The sequence below is a fragment of the Acidobacteriota bacterium genome (assembly GCA_040752675.1).
Classification (GTDB): Bacteria; Acidobacteriota; Polarisedimenticolia; order JBFMGF01; family JBFMGF01; genus JBFMGF01.
In genome coordinates this window covers 1-15158 of the sequence record JBFMGF010000010.1, presented here as the reverse complement: position 1 = coordinate 15158, position 15158 = coordinate 1, and the positions used below count along the sequence as shown (strand labels likewise).

The following is a 15158-nucleotide window of genomic DNA, read 5'->3' as shown; positions in this document are numbered from 1 at the left end:
GAAAATCAATCATGGAGTTTGACCAATGAAAGAAAGATTGATGAAAATGGTGAAAGGTCAGAAAGGCTCTGCTCTTGTTATATCGCTTCTGGTCATGGTCATCATGACGCTGCTTGGAATCTCTTTCCTCTTGATGGCGGACACTGAAAATAAGATCTCGGTCAACGAGAGGAACTATTCCATCACGCATTACGTTGCCGAGGCTGGTGTCAAGCTTGTCAAGAACTGGTTCGACAGGCCAGATTCTCCATACAGCTACCTCGTTCCTGCATCATCCCAGGTCGATCGGAGTCTCAGGATGATAGACCATGACAACAACCCTTCGACGGCAAGAGTTCTTGCCGATGGCACGTCAGGGAAGCCCTATTACAAGCAAACCACGAATGATATCTTCGACAAGCCTTATCGCGGCATTCTCGAGGATGCGCTTTCAGGGACGGAAGACGGACCCGACATGAGGATATCCGAATCAAGCTCCAGCTCCAGCGTCAGGGCATTTCTCCAGAGCGTAAATGACGTCATCCTTCCGGATTTTCCAAAGTCCCATTACAGAGCAAGGATCACCCAGATCGACATCTATGAACCGCCCATCATCACGATCGGGGCGAACAGGATCAGATACGGTATGGGAACTGTCAGAGTAACAGCATCCCTTTTCGAGAATGCCGGTACATCCAACGAGAGAAAGATCGCCGAGAGGGTAGTGAAGGCCGTTCTCAATGAGACGCCGTATCCCGGCCCGTGGGGCCCTCTGCATTCCTGCAGAAACCTGTCCTGGACCGGGGATTTCTCCGTATTCTGGGGTGTCGCAACGGCAGTCAACAATGCCGATTTCATCTCCGGCGGTTCCATCGACGTCAAGCATAACAGCGCATTTCCATGGGAAGATCTGCTGACCCACATAACAGGTTCTGATTTAAATGCGTGGATCAACTCCTCGGACGATTCGATCGAGGATCCCTGGTACAAGGCAGAGGTAGGGGGACAGATCATCGGGGCTCCCAATACAAACCAGCAGCCCTGGCCGTTTGATCCGGCTGCAGTGGCGACCGATATCGATAAGGAGCACAGCAATCTCTTCCAGTATGTAGATAAGGACCTATGTCCGAACTTCGATTACGACATGTGGAAGAATATAGCCCTGAGCGGCGGAAGAAATATCCATTATTATTCCTATGATCCGGCTACCCAGCTTTTCAAAGAAGACGGCGGCGGCACTCCCAATTCCATCGAGTACTTCACGAATACGAATATGGGCTTGTTCTTCTTTGACACGGCCGATGGCAAAGCACCCCATGATGACGATGCAGACGGATGGTACGATAACCTGACGCCCGAGGTGACAATCAGCGGAAAAGGGTGGTGGTCGGGAGGATTTGTATATTTGAATTCATCCAACTTTGTTACGCTGGGTATTGGAAGCCCTCCCATGAGGAATCTGATCCCCCCCGGAGAGCCTTACCTCGATGGGTCCAATGGACAACCTCTCGATGGTGCCTACAATGATGGAGAGACGCATCTCAATTTGAGTTACCCTGCTTCGAAGACAGGCACGTACAATTTGACCGGAACCCCCACATCAACCAGTGCTTCAGACAGGGAGGATGCCGGTTCACCCATCAATACCGAGATCAACTTTTATGGGGTTCTATACACTAACGGGAAGTTCAATGCAAAGGGACAGGCGGTCTATTTCGGAAGTGTCATCGCCAAGGAGGGAGCAGGCGAGGATCATGCCATTGCAGGCACACCGGAGATCTACTTCGATGAGAGGTTGATTAAAGGACAGTGGCCTCCCGCAGAGCTTGACCTGCCTAGAGTCGTCATCTCTTCCATGCAGACGGACATGTAATCCCACAATTTGATGCAAATTGATATGCAAAGGGCGGGCTTTCCCCTTCCTGCTTGCCCGGATGGGAACCCCCGCTGCTCCCGGCAAGTGTCGCTCAGGGGCTAAGAGTTCTATAAAACGCAGGAAACTTCTTTACTATTTAGAAAAGAATAGTGAAGACTTTTGTATTATAATTTCATTGCGTTTTATTTTATAAAGTTAGTAGGAGGATTTGTCGATGCAAAAATATCTGAGACTTCTCGCATTTCTGCTGATAGCACTGCTTATCTTGGCATTTCCCTTTGCATCTGCCGGGGAAGAGAAGAAGAAAGAGGAGACTAAGAAAGAGGAAGAGCCGTACGTTTTCACGAACGATGACCTTGAGAAATATGCGACAGAGGGAGAGAAGAAAAAGGCAGAAGAGGTAGAGGAAGAAGCCACATTTGAATCCGTCGAAGAGATCATAAAGAAGATTACCGAACCCCAGGCGGTCCAGAAATGGAAAGAGGCCAGGATAGCGGAAAAGGAAGCTAAAGTGAAAGAAGCAGAGCAACGACTGGAGTATCTCAAGAAAAAGAGAGCATCGATCCAGAATCCTTTCTTGCCTCGCCCTGAGATAACCGAAGAGGATCAGAAGGAGGAAGCCTCCATGGATAACGCAAAGAGACTTGAAAGGACGGAGAAGCAGATAGAGCAGGGCGAGGAGGATCTGAGAAGAGCTGAAGAGGAACTCGAAAGGTTTAAGCAAGAGCTGAGAAACGCGGGTATCTGAGAGGCATGAGCAGAATCTTACTCGTTGAGGACAAGGACTCCCTGAGAGAGGTCCTAAAAAAGACGCTGAAATCGGAAGGTCATCTCGTCGACGACACGCCGAGCGGCAGAGCCGCCATATCCATGCTTAACCAGAAAGGCTACGACCTCGTTTTAACCGATCTGCGGCTGCCTGAAGCTGATGGTCACCAGATCCTCAAGGCGACCATGGAAGTTGATGCCAGCATCCCTGTAATCGTCATGACCGCTTACGGGACGATCGAAGATGCCGTCCTTGCCATGAAGGAAGGAGCCTTCGATTACATCTCGAAGCCGGTGGATACAGACCACTTGCTTCTCCTCATCGACAGGGGAATCAGGCAGAGGAACCTTCTTACGGAAAATATAATCTTGAAGGAGGAATTTTCAGAGAAGCTTGGCTTTCCGAAAATTGTCGGGGAGCATGAGAAGATCAAAGATATAGAGGCTGAGATCAAGAAGATTGCCCCTACTGATGCAACGGTTCTTCTCCTTGGCGAAAGCGGCACGGGGAAAGAGCTCTTTGCCCGTGCCGTTCATTTTCTGAGCAAAAGAAAGAATGAGCCGTTTGTTCCTATCAACTGTGCCGCCATTCCAGAGACCCTACTTGAAAATGAGCTCTTTGGCCATGAAAAAGGAGCCTATACTGGTGCCCACACATCCAGGATGGGAAGATTTGAGATGGCTCACAGGGGGACGATCTTCCTGGATGAGATTGGAGACCTCGCCCACAACGTCCAGGTCAAGCTCCTTCGCGTCATCGAGACAAAGAAGTTTGAGAAGATCGGAGGGACCAGGACCGTCGAAGTCGATGTAAGGATCATAGCCGCCACAAACAGGAACCTGAAGAAGAGCGTGGAGGAAGGGAAATTCAGGGAGGACCTCTACTACAGGATTTCGGTGGTTCCGGTTCTGATACCGCCACTGAGGGAACGAAAATCAGACATTCATCTCCTTGCCAGGCATTTTATTGAGAAGTTCTCAAGAGAGTTCCGGAAGAAGAATTTAAAACTCACCGATGGGGCTCTGAAAACCCTGGAAAGTTATCACTGGCCCGGGAACATCAGGGAACTCGAGAATTGCATGGAAAGGGCTGTCATCCTGGTTGAGGGGGATCTAATCAAGATTGAACATTTGAACTTGCCAGGACAAACGCTTGCAGAGTGGTGTATCAGTAAAGGCATAGGCTGGAGAAATGAGGCTCGGCTTGCCTTTGAGGGATTCATTGCCTCTTTAAAGGAAAAGGATCTCCAAGAGGCAAGGGACGCAGGTGCCGGTGTCGCTGAGAAATTTAAGATATTTCTAGCGCTGAATGATGCGCAAGGCGACATGAAAGAAGCTTCGAAGATCCTTGGTCTTAGTGAAACAGAATTATATACAAAAATAATAGAATTAGGGATCGATCCATTGAAACCCTCCCTTCCTTGACTTAAGCTAAGCATTTGCTATATTTTTATATTAATTTTAACCAGGGATTATACGGAGCTTAAGCTCCGTTTTCATTTTTCAGAAAAAATCATCTTTATCATAATTAATCAGGAGGTTCTATGGCAGTCAAAAATGTTCTCATAATGGGAGCAGCAGGAAGGGACTTTCATAACTTCAACCTATACTTTAAAGATAATGAGAATTACAGAGTTGTGGCCTTCACCGCGACACAGATACCAAACATCGAAGGGAGGCAGTACCCGGCCGAGCTTGCCGGAAAGCTTTATCCTGAGGGAATACCCATCTATTCGGAAAAAAGGCTTAATGAGCTCATTGATCAACATGGGATCGATGAGGTTGTATTTTCCTATAGCGACATATCGCACGAATTTGTCATGCATAAGGCTTCCCAGGTGATTGCTGCGGGGGCTGATTTCAAGCTGATCGGCTCAAGGCACACCATGCTGGAATCCAGGCTCCCTGTAATTTCCATATGTGCCGTGAGGACGGGAAGCGGTAAAAGCCCGGCGACCAGGAGGATATCCAAGATTCTTCGCGGCATGGGAAAGAAAATTGTCGTCATAAGGCATCCCATGCCTTACGGTGACATCGTAAAGCAGAAGGTCCAGAGGTTTGCGTCGGTAGAGGATATCGATAGGCAGGAATGTACGCTCGAGGAGAGGGAAGAGTATGAACATCATGTCACGAACGGCAACATCGTTTATGCCGGAGTCGATTATGCAGCGATCCTGAAAGAGGCGGAGAAGGAAGCCGATATCATCATGTGGGATGGTGGAAATAACGACCTGCCCTTCTATAAGCCCTCTCTAGAGATAGTCATTGTCGATCCGCACAGGCCGGGACATGAAATCAGGTACTTCCCCGGAGAGGTCAATCTGAGAAGGGCTGGCGTCATCATCATTAGTAAGGTCTCGACTGCACCGAAGGAGGGGGTCCAGGAAGTCAAACGGAATATAAAAAAAATCAATCCTAAGGCGATAGTGATTGAGGCTGACTTGAAGATAGAAGTTGACAATTCCAAAATGATAAAGGGGAAACGCGTGCTGATCGTCGAAGATGGTCCTACTCTAACACACGGAGAGATGAAATATGGGGCTGGGACCATAGCCGCGCGTGAATTCGGCGCCGCTGAGATCATTGACCCGAGACCCTTTGCCGTTGGTTCTATTCAGAAGGTTTTTGAGGATTATCCACATATAGGAGCACTCCTCCCTGCCGTGGGATATGGTGACAGGCAGATCAAAGAGCTTCAGGAAACCATTGAGAGGACAAATTGTGACCTTATAATTATTGGAACGCCCATCGATCTGAGACGCATCATCGACTTCAAGAAACAGGCGCTGCGGGTGACCTACAGGCTTAGAGAGATGAGCAAGCCTGACCTGGCAGAAGTCCTTGAAAGGTTCCGGGATTGACAGATGGACGACAGAAAGATTGCACTGATAGCCTTCGGTGGTAATGCCCTCATTGAGAGAGGAAAAGAGGGAACACAGGGCGAGCAGCTCGAGAATGCCGCGAGGGTTGCCGAGATTCTTTGCAACATTGTGGAAAAGGGGTTCGACCTAATACTTGTCCACGGTAACGGTCCCCAGGTAGGAAATATCCTGATCCAGGTGGAGGAAGCAGTCACCAAAGTCCCGCCATTGTCCCTTGATGTCTGCGTAGCCCAGTCCGAGGGGAGCATCGGGTATATGCTCGAAAAGGCACTGTCCAACTCCTTCAGGAAGAGGGGAATCAAGAAGGATATTGTTACCATCCTCACCGAGGTCGAGGTCAGCAAGGATGACCCGGCTCTGAAGAATCCAACCAAGCCGATCGGTCCATTCTACACCGCTTACAGAGCAGAGTATCTCATGGCCGAGAAAAAATGGACGATGGTGGAGGATAGCGGACGAGGATACAGAAAGGTCGTCCCTTCACCGAAGCCGATTGCCATCCTGAAGATGGATGTCATCAAGAGTCTCATAACCCAGGGTTACGTCCTCATAGCGGCAGGTGGAGGTGGCATCCCTGTCTACAGGGATGAACGGGGATTTCTACACGGGATCGAGGCTGTCATCGATAAAGATTATGCCGCAGCTCTGATCGCCAAGGAGGTTGGCGTCGATCTCTTCATCATTCTAACGGACATCGAGAAGGTTTACCTTAATTACGGCAAGAAGAGCCAGAAGGAGCTTTCTCTCCTGACTCTGAAGGAAGCTAAGAGATATTTTCAGCAGGGTCAGTTCCCGCCAGGGAGTATGGGCCCCAAGGTGGAAGCCGCCATCGATTTCGTCGAAACCACTGGTAAGGAAGTCCTTATTACTTCGATCTCTTCCGTAAAGGATGCAATAGAAGGGAAAAGCGGGACACTCATCATCCGAGAGAGCCTTCCGCTCTTTCCTCCTATGGTCGAGCGGACCAAAGAATCATAACCTGATAAAATTCGCAGGCTTTTTAAAAATCGGCTCTCAATCTGTTATCATAATGGGCTAAAAAGCGGGAGAAAAGATGAAAAACACGGACCTTATATCCATCCATGACCTGGAGATCGATGAAATTCTGGAGATTCTTAATCTGGCGGAGATCATGAAGGCCAATCCTGATCGGTACACCGATGCTCTTGCTGGAAAGACCCTCGCCATGATCTTTGAGAAGCCTTCTCTTAGAACGAGGGTCACCTTTGAGGTTGGCATGACTCAGATGGGAGGGCACGCCATCTACCTCGCATCATCGGATGCTCAGATTGGGAAGAGGGAATCTATCCCCGACGTGGCCAGAAATCTCGAGCGATGGACCGACGCCATCATGGCAAGGACGTTCAGCCATCAGACGATCGTTGACCTGGCGGCTTATGCCGGCATTCCAGTGATCAACGGGCTATCGGATCTATTCCATCCCTGCCAGGCGCTCGCTGACTTCTTCACGATCAGAGACATCAAGGGAGATCTCAAGGGATTGAAGGTCGTATTTGTCGGGGATGGAAACAACGTGGCACACTCACTGATGCACTGCGCCGCTAAGGTGGGAGCGAACATCACCATAGTCACACCCCCAGGGTACGAACCGAGAGAAGAGGTAGCGAGGGAAGCTAGGGAGGATGCGAAGAAGACAGGGGTAGAGATACATGTCACCAATGATATCCGCGAAGGACTGAAAAAGGCCGATGTCGTTTACACGGATGTCTGGGCAAGCATGGGACAGGAAGCGGAACGGGAAGAAAGGATCCGGAAGTTTAGAGACTATCAGGTCAATTCGACTGTAATGGATATGGCTTCAAAGAGCGCCATCTTCATGCATTGCCTCCCAGCACACAGGGGAGAAGAAGTCACCGACGACGTTGCCGATGCTCAATATTCAGTGATCTTCCAGCAGGCTGAAAATAGACTCCATGTGCAGAAGGCAATCATGAACCTCCTCATGGGCGAAGAAAGCTTCATCTGATACATCGTCCTCACAATCGAAGAGAGAGGTCCGGGAAGAAGATAAACCCTCATTGTTCGCCAGTTCTCTTATTGGCGATGTATAGAGTAACGATCCCGCCTGATAGGCCTTTGAGATTTGCCTTTTCAAAACCTGCTTTTTCCATTATCTGCCGGATCTTTTCAGGTTCCGGGAAAGCCATGATCGTTGAGGTGAGGTAATGATACGCGTTCCTGTTCCCGCTGATCAGAGTTCCGAAGAGAGGAAGGAGGAATCTCAGGTAAGGATAGTAAAGCATCTTTATGAAGATGTTGGTCGGGTTGCTGAATTCGATTATCAGTGCCGTCCCTCCTGCAGTCAGGACTCTTGCCATTTCAGAAAAGCCTCTTTCAAGGTCCACCAGGTTTCTGATGCCAAAGGCGGTCATAATGGTGTCAACACTTCCATCTTTCAGGGGCAGTACATGGGCATCCGCCTCGATGAGACAGACGGTGTGGTTCAACCCCTCCTTCAGGATCTTTCTGCTACCTTCAACCAGCATCTCATGGCTGAAATCCAATCCAATGATAGATTTTTCCGATTTAGCTGCTAGAATTCCTAGATCGGAAGTACCGCAGCAGTAATCGAGAACGAGACGGCTCCTGGCAGGGATCATTGCGATTAGTTTCTTTCTCCATCTTCTGTCTATGTTAAAACTAAGGAGATGATTCAGGAGGTCATACCTTCCCGATATGCTCGAAAACATCTCTCTTATATTTCCTACATCTCTCATAGCCATGGGCGAGTAATCATATAACATTTTGGAGGAATTTTACCCGATGTCCTTTCTTTTCAGCTCAGCTTATTTTGAATCTCAATTATTCATTTTCCTGATGGAGTCAATCCCATTTTCAACTGAAGATGGGATTGACTCAAAAAACCCTCAAAGGAGCATCCAAAGTGATTGCTTCGTTTATTTCAGAAGACTAATTCTTGAGATGCCAGTGGAGCAAACAATGCTGGCTCTATCCTTGACAAAATATTGCAGCTATAGTAAAAAATCAATTTCTTTATTAGGCTTAGAAAAGCGAATTTCAATCTTGAAAGATGAAAACGATGGTTCTAAAGAAATAGAGGCAATCATCTTAAAAAACTTTTAAGATGTCGGATTGATAAATATAGTTAATCGCAGCCGAGGTATAACCATGAAAACTTATGTCCCTTCAAAGGGGGAGATCGAAAAAAAATGGTGGCTTGTCAACGCCGAAGGGAAAACGCTGGGCCGCCTCTGCACGAAAGTGGTGGAATATCTTACCGGAAAGAAGAAGGCAACCTATGCTCCTTTCATCGACGTGGGTGATCATGTTATCATCATCAATGCATCCAAGGTTGTCCTGACCGGCAACAAACTTGAAGAAAAGATGTACAGGCATTACTCGGGATATCCGGGGGGTCTCAAGGAGATCGCGGCAGGAAAGCTTCTTTCGCGGAATCCGGAGATGGTAATCGAGATGGCCGTGTGGGGCATGCTGCCCAAGACAAAACTCGGAAAGGCCATGTTAAAGAAGCTCAAGGTCTATCCCGGGAGTGAACATCCCCATGCTGCGCAGAGACCGGAAGAGATAAAACTTTAATAAGAGGTGTTCATGTCAAGCGTTATTCAATACTATGGGACGGGAAGAAGAAAGACGTCTGTTGCGAGGGTCTTCCTTCGCCCCGGAAGCGGGAACATCACAGTCAACGAGGAGAGCTTCGATAAGTATTTCCCGAGCAAGGCCATCAAGATGATCATCAAGCAGCCTCTTGCCGTGACAGATACGATCGATAAGTTCGACATCAAAATCACCGTCAATGGAGGAGGGATAAGCGGCCAGGCTGGTGCAGTCCGGCATGGCATCGCCAAGGCCCTTCTCGAATACAACAAAGAGCTTCGGAAGAAGTTAAAAGTGGAAGGCTTCCTGACGCGCGACCCGAGGGCGAAGGAACGAAAGAAATACGGCCAGAAGGGGGCCAGGAAGAGATTCCAGTACTCGAAACGTTAATCATTCTTTTCTGGAGGGAACTTGGCATCAGTAGAATTGAAGGAACTGCTAGAAGCGGGGGTTCATTTCGGGCATCAGACAAAACGCTGGAACCCGAAGATGAAGCCTTACATTTTTGGCCAGAGGAACAATATTTACATCATCGATCTTCAGAAAACCCTGGATAAATTCCGCGAAGCCGCCAATTTCGTTACCGAGCTGGCATCTCGTGGAAACAAAATCATCTTTCTTGGGACGAAAAGGCAGGCTCAAGACGTCATCAGTGAGGAGGCCGTCCGCTGCGGAATGCCCTTCGTGAATCAGAGATGGCTCGGCGGACTTCTGACGAACTTTCGCACGGTGATCAAGGGCGTAAACAGGCTAAACAAACTCGAAGAGATCCTCAAGCCGGAGAATCATGGGAATCTCAGCAAGAAGGAGAGAGCCAGGCTGGAAAAGGAGAGGGTCAAACTGGAAAAGGTGCTTAGCGGGATCCGGACTCTGGAATCGCTCCCGGATGCCATTTTCATCGTCGATCCCAAGAAGGAAAGGATCGCCGTCAGCGAGGCGTCCAAGATAGGAATTCCCATCGTCGCGGTCGTGGATACCAACTGTGACCCTGAGAACATCGATTATGTCATTCCTGGTAACGATGATGCCATCAGGGCCATTAAGCTCTTCACCTCCAAGATCGCCGATTCAGTCATCGAAGGAGTCAATCTCTTCATCAGCGCGAAGAAGGATGAGATTGCTGAGAAAGAAAAGCTGGCAGAGGCAGAGAGGGCGGCATCGATCTCAAGGATGAGAGAGATCAGGAAGGAGATCGTAGCAGCCAAGATGGCGAAAGCCGAGCTCGAACATGAAGAGGTTGACAAGGAAACTGATGTAGTAAAAACGCGGGAGAAGATGATCAAGCTTGCCAGGAGCCGGGATAAGAAAGGATTCCGGGAGCCCAAAGGCGATAAAAAGAAAGGTTAGAAATCACAATGAACGCGGGAGATCAGGCAAATATCAGCGCGGGGCTTGTCAAGGAGCTTCGTGAAAAGACCGGCGCGGGAGTCATGGACTGCAAGGTGGCTCTCAGTGAGGCGAAAGGGAACGTCGATGAAGCGGTCAAGATTCTAAGGAAGAAGGGACTGGCCGCGGCTTTCAAGAAGTCGGGCAGGACGACTTCCGAAGGAATCATCGGTTCATACATCCATCCTGGCGGGAAGATCGGCGTGCTCCTGGAGGTCAGTTGCGAGACCGATTTCGTAGCCAGGACCGCGGATTTCCAGCAGCTCGTCAAAGATCTTGCCATGCAGATCGCCGCTTCATCTCCACGGTTTGTTGGTAGAGAGCAGGTCACCGAAGAGGTTCTTATAGCCGAGAGGGAGATCTACAGGAGTCAGGCGGCGGCTTCAGGAAAGCCCGAAAAGGTGTTGGAGAAAATCGTCGATGGAAAAATGGAAAAGTTCTATGCGGAAGCTTGCCTCCTTGAACAACCCTTCGTCAAGAACATGGACGTCACGGTGAAAGATCACATCGCCTCCCTCATTTCGAAGATCGGCGAGAACATTCAGGTGAAGAGATTCGTACGGTTTGCTCTTGGAGAGGGTAACAGTTAGCTGTTAACTTTGCCATAACACGGGAGTGACCGGTGACAGACCTTCCTGAACGAAGCCTTAAGTACAATAGGATTCTGCTCAAGCTAAGCGGTGAGGCGCTGATGGGAACCGAGGGGTACGGGATCAGCGCCAGCACAATCGAATCCATCTCCGAAGAAATCCGGGAAGTTTATGATCTCGGAGTGGAGGTAGCCCTCGTCATTGGCGGGGGAAACATCTTCCGTGGCGTATCTGCTCGCGCTGTCGGCATGGATCGCGTGGCCGCGGACCATATGGGGATGCTTGCCACAATTATCAATGCACTGGCCATCCAGGATTCTCTGGAAAAACTGGGCCTTGTCACTCGCGTCCTTTCCGCCATTGAGGTGAGAGCTGTTGCCGAACCGTTCTACAGGCGGAGGGCTATCCGTCACCTGGAAAAGAAGAGGGTCATCATCATGGCAGCCGGAACGGGCAACCCCTTCTTCACGACTGACAGCGCCGCTGCCCTGCGAGCCATGGAAGTGAAGGCGGAGGTCCTCCTGAAGGCAACCAAAGTCGATGGGATCTACACCAATGACCCCGAGAAGCACCCCGATGCGAAGCTGATCAAATCTATCTCATATCTGGGAGTTCTGGAAAAAGGGTTGAAGGTGATCGATTCCACCGCCATTTCACTGTGCATGGATAACCGGCTGCCGATTATAGTCTTTAACATCCGAAAGAAGGGAAACATAAAACGGATCATTCTGGGAGAGGATGTCGGTTCGATCATCAAGGAGTCCTGATATGCAGAAAGAATGCATTTCAAAAATAGAGAAGAGGATGAACCTGACAATCGAAGACGTGAAACACAAACTTGCTGTCATCAGAACGGGGAGAGCATCCCTGGCAATCCTCAATGGCGTGACCGTCAACTACTATGGAACCGAAACTCCAATCAGTCAGATATCCAAACTCTCAATCCCGGATCCCGCCATGATCATCGCTCATCCCTTCGACCCGAGTGTCATGGAAGCGATTGAGAAAGCCATCCTGAAGGCTGATCTTGGTCTGAATCCGATCAGCGATGGAAAGGTCATCCGAATCCCCATTCCTCCCCTGACGGAGGAGCGCAGGAAGCAGCTCGGCAAGAAAGTCAACCAGATTGGAGAGGAGGGGAAGACGGCTCTCAGGCAGATTAGGCGTGATGGCAACGAAGAGATCAAGATGCTGGAGAAAGATAAAAAGATATCGCAGGATGAAGAGCACAAGAGTTATGATGAGATTCAGAAGATAACGGATAAATTCGTCATGAAGATAGATGATCTCGTCAAAAACAAGAACAAAGAGCTCATGGAACTCTGATCCTTAAACGACTTGTCAGGAAGAAAACAAATCGTCAAAGCCATCATCGCTGCCGGGGGCGAGGGGAAGCGCCTGGGTACAACTCTCCCGAAGCAGTTCCTAAGGATAGCCGGCAAGACCGTTCTGGAAAATGCCATCATCCCTTTTCAAGAGATAGATGAAATCAGCGAGATCATTGTCGTCCTTCCGCGGCGATATCTAAAGAGATATTTTAGCGCGATCACCGGGAAGTATGGAAAGGTTGCGTGCGTTGTGCCGGGCGGCAAGATGAGATTTGAATCGGTGGAGAACGGTATTAAGGCGGCTGGAGATGCTTCTATCTATCTCATCCATGATGGCGTCAGGCCGTTAGTTTCCAGGGAGTTGATCAAAAAGGTTCTGGCGGAGACGAAAAGATGCGGGGCGGCGATAGCCGCCATCAAGGTCAATGATACGGTCAAGGAGGTAGATCGAAAAAGATTCATTTTGAAGACTCTCAAGAGGGATAAACTCTACCTCGCGCAGACCCCTCAAGGATTCCGCGCCGATGTTCTCGGGCAGATTATGAAGACCGCCTCAAAAGAGAAGCGGGAGGCAACAGACGAATCCTCTCTTGCGGAACGCCTGGGATTCAAGGTCAGCGTAGTGGAAGGGGAGGGAACCAACCTGAAGGTTACCAGCCTAAGTGATCTTCATATTGCCGAACTTTTCATGCGATCCCGGGAAAGGAAGATGCCATGATAAGAGCGGGAATAGGATACGATGTTCATCCGCTGAAGAGGGGAAGAAGGCTCATACTGGGCGGCGTCGAGATTGCATTCGATAAAGGGCTGGATGGTCACTCCGATGCCGATGTTCTGATTCATAGTATCATCGATGCCATCCTTGGAGCAATGGCAGAGAAAGATATCGGCTTTTATTTTCCAGTGTCTGATCCAGCCTGGCGTGATGCATCGAGCGTGGAGATGCTCGAGAAGGTTAGGATGATCGTCCATGAGAAAGGGTTCACCATCATAAACCTCGATTCCATAATCATAGCTGATCAGCCTCCTCTTGCGGCATACTTCGAGGCAATGAAGGATCGCATAGCTTCTACACTGAGAGTGAGCAGAGAGATGATCAGTATCAAGGGGAAGAGAGTGGAAGGTCTGGGATTCGTCGGGAAGGGAGAAGGAATGGCGGCTCAGGCAGTGGCTCTTCTTCAGAGGGAGCGCTGAAACACTTGCAGGATCGTGGAAGGATGACAGACCAGTTCGAAGAAGAAATACTATACGGGATAAATCCTTTGCACGAAGCACTGCATTCGGGGAAAGTTGAGATCGAGAAGATCTTCATTTCCAAAGGGGGCGCCGAAGGGAAAGTCGGGGCTCTTATGAGGATGGCCCGGCAGAGAGGGATTCCCGTTTCCAATGTCCCCGTGGGGATGCTGCGGAGGATGAGCGGGACCGATAAACACCAGGGAATCGTCGCCACCATCGCAGCCTCAAGATATTCCAGCAGACAGGAGATCTTCCAATTTATCGATGACCGTTCCATCGTCCTGATCCTGGACGGCATCGAAGATCCGGGTAATTTCGGAGCCATCGTGAGGACTGCGGTTGCAACGAGTGTTGCAGGGATTTTCATTCCAATCAAGAGATCAGTCGGAATGACAAAGGTGGCTGCAAAACGATCGGCAGGGAGCATTGTTCATGCGAGAATTTCCAGAGAAAAAAGTCTTGTATCCCTGGCAGAAGCGCTCAAAGAGAAAGGCTTTCATATCGTTGCCGTTGAGAAGGACGGGAAGGAGGATTTCTACGATTTTCTGTTCGAGTTTCCCCTTGCCCTGATCCTTGGGAGCGAGAGCAGCGGGATCACAACAGAATTGATGAGTAGGACGGATGCTTCCATAAGAATCCCTATAAGCGAGCAGGCGGAGTCTCTGAACGTTTCCGTGGCATGTGGAGTCATCCTCTATGAGGTCATGAGAAGAAGCATTACAAAAAAGTAAAATAAAAATGAAAAAAATCTTGATTTTATTTTTTTGAATTGATATTATAAAAACTTTGTTAGCTGGCGTAGCTCAGCGGTAGAGCAGCTGATTTGTAATCAGCGGGTCAGGGGTTCAAATCCCTTCGCCAGCTCCACGTGACCAGGAGGGAGTCTGCTCCGTGAGGTCGTGTTCTGGCTATTGAGGAACCTGCATCACGAGGGCTTTTTTGTTTGGAGAGGTTCCCGAGTGGACAAAGGGATCAGACTGTAAATCTGACGGCGCAGCCTTCGGAGGTTCGAATCCTCCCCTCTCCACCATTTACATAATCTTTGTGCCGTGCTATCTTACGGGGTAACAAAAACGTTGATTGTAATAAAACATCAACCTTTTGACAGGGTTAAAGAAGACGCGCACAGGACCTGAACAATTTGGAACAGATAAGAGCGGGAGTAGCTCAGCTGGCTAGAGCATCAGCCTTCCAAGCTGAGGGTCGCGGGTTCGAATCCCGTTTCCCGCTCCATCCCTTTATTTATAAGGAAGTTTGTCATTAGTATAGTGAGAGATTTTTTCATGTTAGCCCACGTGGCTCAGCGGTAGAGCACTTCCTTGGTAAGGAAGGGGTCACCGGTTCAATCCCGGTCGTGGGCTCCAGCGCAGGTCATCAAAAATTATTAATTCAAGGAGGCGACCATGTCCAAGGAGAGATTTGAAAGGACGAAGCCGCACGTAAACATAGGGACGATCGGGCACGTTGATCACGGGAAGACGACATTGACGTCAGCGATCACGATGACGCTGGCGAA

At 49.4% G+C, this 15158-nt stretch carries 18 protein-coding genes and 4 tRNA genes; 21 read left to right on the top strand and 1 reads right to left on the bottom strand.

Features of this window, described 5'->3' with window-relative positions:
- Window positions 1-25: 25 nt before the first annotated feature.
- From AB1756_01410 to argF, 6 genes are all read left to right on the top strand, one after another.
- The gene (locus AB1756_01410; protein ID MEW5806002.1) at window positions 26-1852 is read left to right on the top strand and encodes a PilX N-terminal domain-containing pilus assembly protein; all 1827 of its coding nucleotides are present in this window, start codon (window positions 26-28) and stop codon (window positions 1850-1852) included.
- 217 nt (window positions 1853-2069) lie between these two features.
- Entirely contained in the window at window positions 2070-2603 is a 534-nt protein-coding gene (locus AB1756_01405) for a hypothetical protein (protein MEW5806001.1), read from the top strand.
- A 5-nt stretch (window positions 2604-2608) separates the two neighbouring features.
- Window positions 2609-4048, top strand: a complete 1440-nt coding sequence (locus AB1756_01400; GenBank protein MEW5806000.1) for a sigma-54 dependent transcriptional regulator — start codon at window positions 2609-2611, stop codon at window positions 4046-4048.
- A gap of 119 nt (window positions 4049-4167) precedes the next feature.
- Window positions 4168-5484 (top strand): cyclic 2,3-diphosphoglycerate synthase, encoded by a 1317-nt coding sequence (locus AB1756_01395; GenBank protein MEW5805999.1) that lies wholly within the window; start codon window positions 4168-4170, stop codon window positions 5482-5484.
- A gap of 3 nt (window positions 5485-5487) precedes the next feature.
- Window positions 5488-6483 (top strand): carbamate kinase, encoded by a 996-nt coding sequence (gene arcC / locus AB1756_01390; GenBank protein ID MEW5805998.1) that lies wholly within the window; start codon window positions 5488-5490, stop codon window positions 6481-6483.
- A 76-nt stretch (window positions 6484-6559) separates the two neighbouring features.
- A complete protein-coding gene (argF, locus tag AB1756_01385; GenBank protein ID MEW5805997.1) occupies window positions 6560-7492 on the top strand; it encodes an ornithine carbamoyltransferase in 933 nt (310 codons plus the stop codon).
- A 49-nt stretch (window positions 7493-7541) separates the two neighbouring features.
- Here the strand turns inward: argF and ubiE are convergent, their stop codons facing one another.
- Window positions 7542-8243, bottom strand: a complete 702-nt coding sequence (gene ubiE, locus AB1756_01380) for a bifunctional demethylmenaquinone methyltransferase/2-methoxy-6-polyprenyl-1,4-benzoquinol methylase UbiE (GenBank protein ID MEW5805996.1) — start codon at window positions 8241-8243, stop codon at window positions 7542-7544.
- Between the two features lie 46 nt (window positions 8244-8289).
- Between ubiE and AB1756_01375 the strand changes: the two genes are divergently transcribed.
- From AB1756_01375 to AB1756_01305, 15 genes are all read left to right on the top strand, one after another.
- Window positions 8290-8610 carry a hypothetical protein gene (locus tag AB1756_01375; protein MEW5805995.1) on the top strand — a complete coding sequence of 107 codons (321 nt, stop codon included), beginning with the start codon at window positions 8290-8292 and terminating at the stop codon, window positions 8608-8610.
- A 45-nt stretch (window positions 8611-8655) separates the two neighbouring features.
- Window positions 8656-9084, top strand: coding sequence for a 50S ribosomal protein L13 (rplM, locus tag AB1756_01370; protein ID MEW5805994.1), 429 nt, complete (start codon window positions 8656-8658; stop codon window positions 9082-9084).
- Window positions 9085-9096: 12 nt separating this feature from the next.
- A complete protein-coding gene (rpsI, locus tag AB1756_01365; protein ID MEW5805993.1) occupies window positions 9097-9492 on the top strand; it encodes a 30S ribosomal protein S9 in 396 nt (131 codons plus the stop codon).
- Between the two features lie 21 nt (window positions 9493-9513).
- Window positions 9514-10449: a 30S ribosomal protein S2 gene (gene rpsB / locus AB1756_01360; protein MEW5805992.1), complete on the top strand. Its 936-nt coding sequence runs from the start codon at window positions 9514-9516 to the stop codon at window positions 10447-10449.
- 8 nt (window positions 10450-10457) lie between these two features.
- Complete coding sequence (gene tsf / locus AB1756_01355) at window positions 10458-11078, top strand: translation elongation factor Ts (protein MEW5805991.1); 621 nt, start codon at window positions 10458-10460, stop codon at window positions 11076-11078.
- 32 nt (window positions 11079-11110) lie between these two features.
- Window positions 11111-11845 (top strand): UMP kinase, encoded by a 735-nt coding sequence (gene pyrH / locus AB1756_01350; protein ID MEW5805990.1) that lies wholly within the window; start codon window positions 11111-11113, stop codon window positions 11843-11845.
- A 1-nt stretch (window position 11846) separates the two neighbouring features.
- Complete coding sequence (gene frr / locus AB1756_01345) at window positions 11847-12404, top strand: ribosome recycling factor (protein MEW5805989.1); 558 nt, start codon at window positions 11847-11849, stop codon at window positions 12402-12404.
- Window positions 12405-12416: 12 nt separating this feature from the next.
- Window positions 12417-13124, top strand: a complete 708-nt coding sequence (gene ispD, locus AB1756_01340) for a 2-C-methyl-D-erythritol 4-phosphate cytidylyltransferase (GenBank protein ID MEW5805988.1) — start codon at window positions 12417-12419, stop codon at window positions 13122-13124.
- Window positions 13121-13600, top strand: a complete 480-nt coding sequence (gene ispF / locus AB1756_01335; GenBank protein MEW5805987.1) for a 2-C-methyl-D-erythritol 2,4-cyclodiphosphate synthase — start codon at window positions 13121-13123, stop codon at window positions 13598-13600. The genes ispD and ispF overlap by 4 nt, the downstream gene beginning before the upstream one ends.
- 23 nt (window positions 13601-13623) lie before the next feature.
- Complete coding sequence (gene rlmB / locus AB1756_01330) at window positions 13624-14373, top strand: 23S rRNA (guanosine(2251)-2'-O)-methyltransferase RlmB (protein MEW5805986.1); 750 nt, start codon at window positions 13624-13626, stop codon at window positions 14371-14373.
- Window positions 14374-14434: 61 nt separating this feature from the next.
- Window positions 14435-14509: transfer RNA gene (locus AB1756_01325), tRNA-Thr, on the top strand.
- 78 nt (window positions 14510-14587) lie between these two features.
- Window positions 14588-14672, top strand: a tRNA-Tyr gene (locus AB1756_01320).
- Between the two features lie 126 nt (window positions 14673-14798).
- Window positions 14799-14875, top strand: a tRNA-Gly gene (locus AB1756_01315).
- A gap of 56 nt (window positions 14876-14931) precedes the next feature.
- Window positions 14932-15006 (top strand) — tRNA-Thr (locus AB1756_01310).
- A 39-nt stretch (window positions 15007-15045) separates the two neighbouring features.
- Window positions 15046-15158: GTP-binding protein (locus AB1756_01305; GenBank protein ID MEW5805985.1), on the top strand; the 113-nt coding region annotated here is incomplete at its 3' end.

Coding starts and splice junctions, on each gene's coding strand:
- AB1756_01410 (MEW5806002.1), top strand. CDS start 26: ATGAAAGAAAGATTGATGAAAATGGTGAAAGGTCAGAAAGGCTCTGCT.
- AB1756_01405 (MEW5806001.1), top strand. CDS start 2,070: ATGCAAAAATATCTGAGACTTCTCGCATTTCTGCTGATAGCACTGCTT.
- AB1756_01400 (MEW5806000.1), top strand. CDS start 2,609: ATGAGCAGAATCTTACTCGTTGAGGACAAGGACTCCCTGAGAGAGGTC.
- AB1756_01395 (MEW5805999.1), top strand. CDS start 4,168: ATGGCAGTCAAAAATGTTCTCATAATGGGAGCAGCAGGAAGGGACTTT.
- arcC (MEW5805998.1), top strand. CDS start 5,488: ATGGACGACAGAAAGATTGCACTGATAGCCTTCGGTGGTAATGCCCTC.
- argF (MEW5805997.1), top strand. CDS start 6,560: ATGAAAAACACGGACCTTATATCCATCCATGACCTGGAGATCGATGAA.
- ubiE (MEW5805996.1), bottom strand. CDS start 8,243: ATGAGAGATGTAGGAAATATAAGAGAGATGTTTTCGAGCATATCGGGA.
- AB1756_01375 (MEW5805995.1), top strand. CDS start 8,290: ATGTCCTTTCTTTTCAGCTCAGCTTATTTTGAATCTCAATTATTCATT.
- rplM (MEW5805994.1), top strand. CDS start 8,656: ATGAAAACTTATGTCCCTTCAAAGGGGGAGATCGAAAAAAAATGGTGG.
- rpsI (MEW5805993.1), top strand. CDS start 9,097: ATGTCAAGCGTTATTCAATACTATGGGACGGGAAGAAGAAAGACGTCT.
- tsf (MEW5805991.1), top strand. CDS start 10,458: ATGAACGCGGGAGATCAGGCAAATATCAGCGCGGGGCTTGTCAAGGAG.
- frr (MEW5805989.1), top strand. CDS start 11,847: ATGCAGAAAGAATGCATTTCAAAAATAGAGAAGAGGATGAACCTGACA.
- ispF (MEW5805987.1), top strand. CDS start 13,121: ATGATAAGAGCGGGAATAGGATACGATGTTCATCCGCTGAAGAGGGGA.
- rlmB (MEW5805986.1), top strand. CDS start 13,624: ATGACAGACCAGTTCGAAGAAGAAATACTATACGGGATAAATCCTTTG.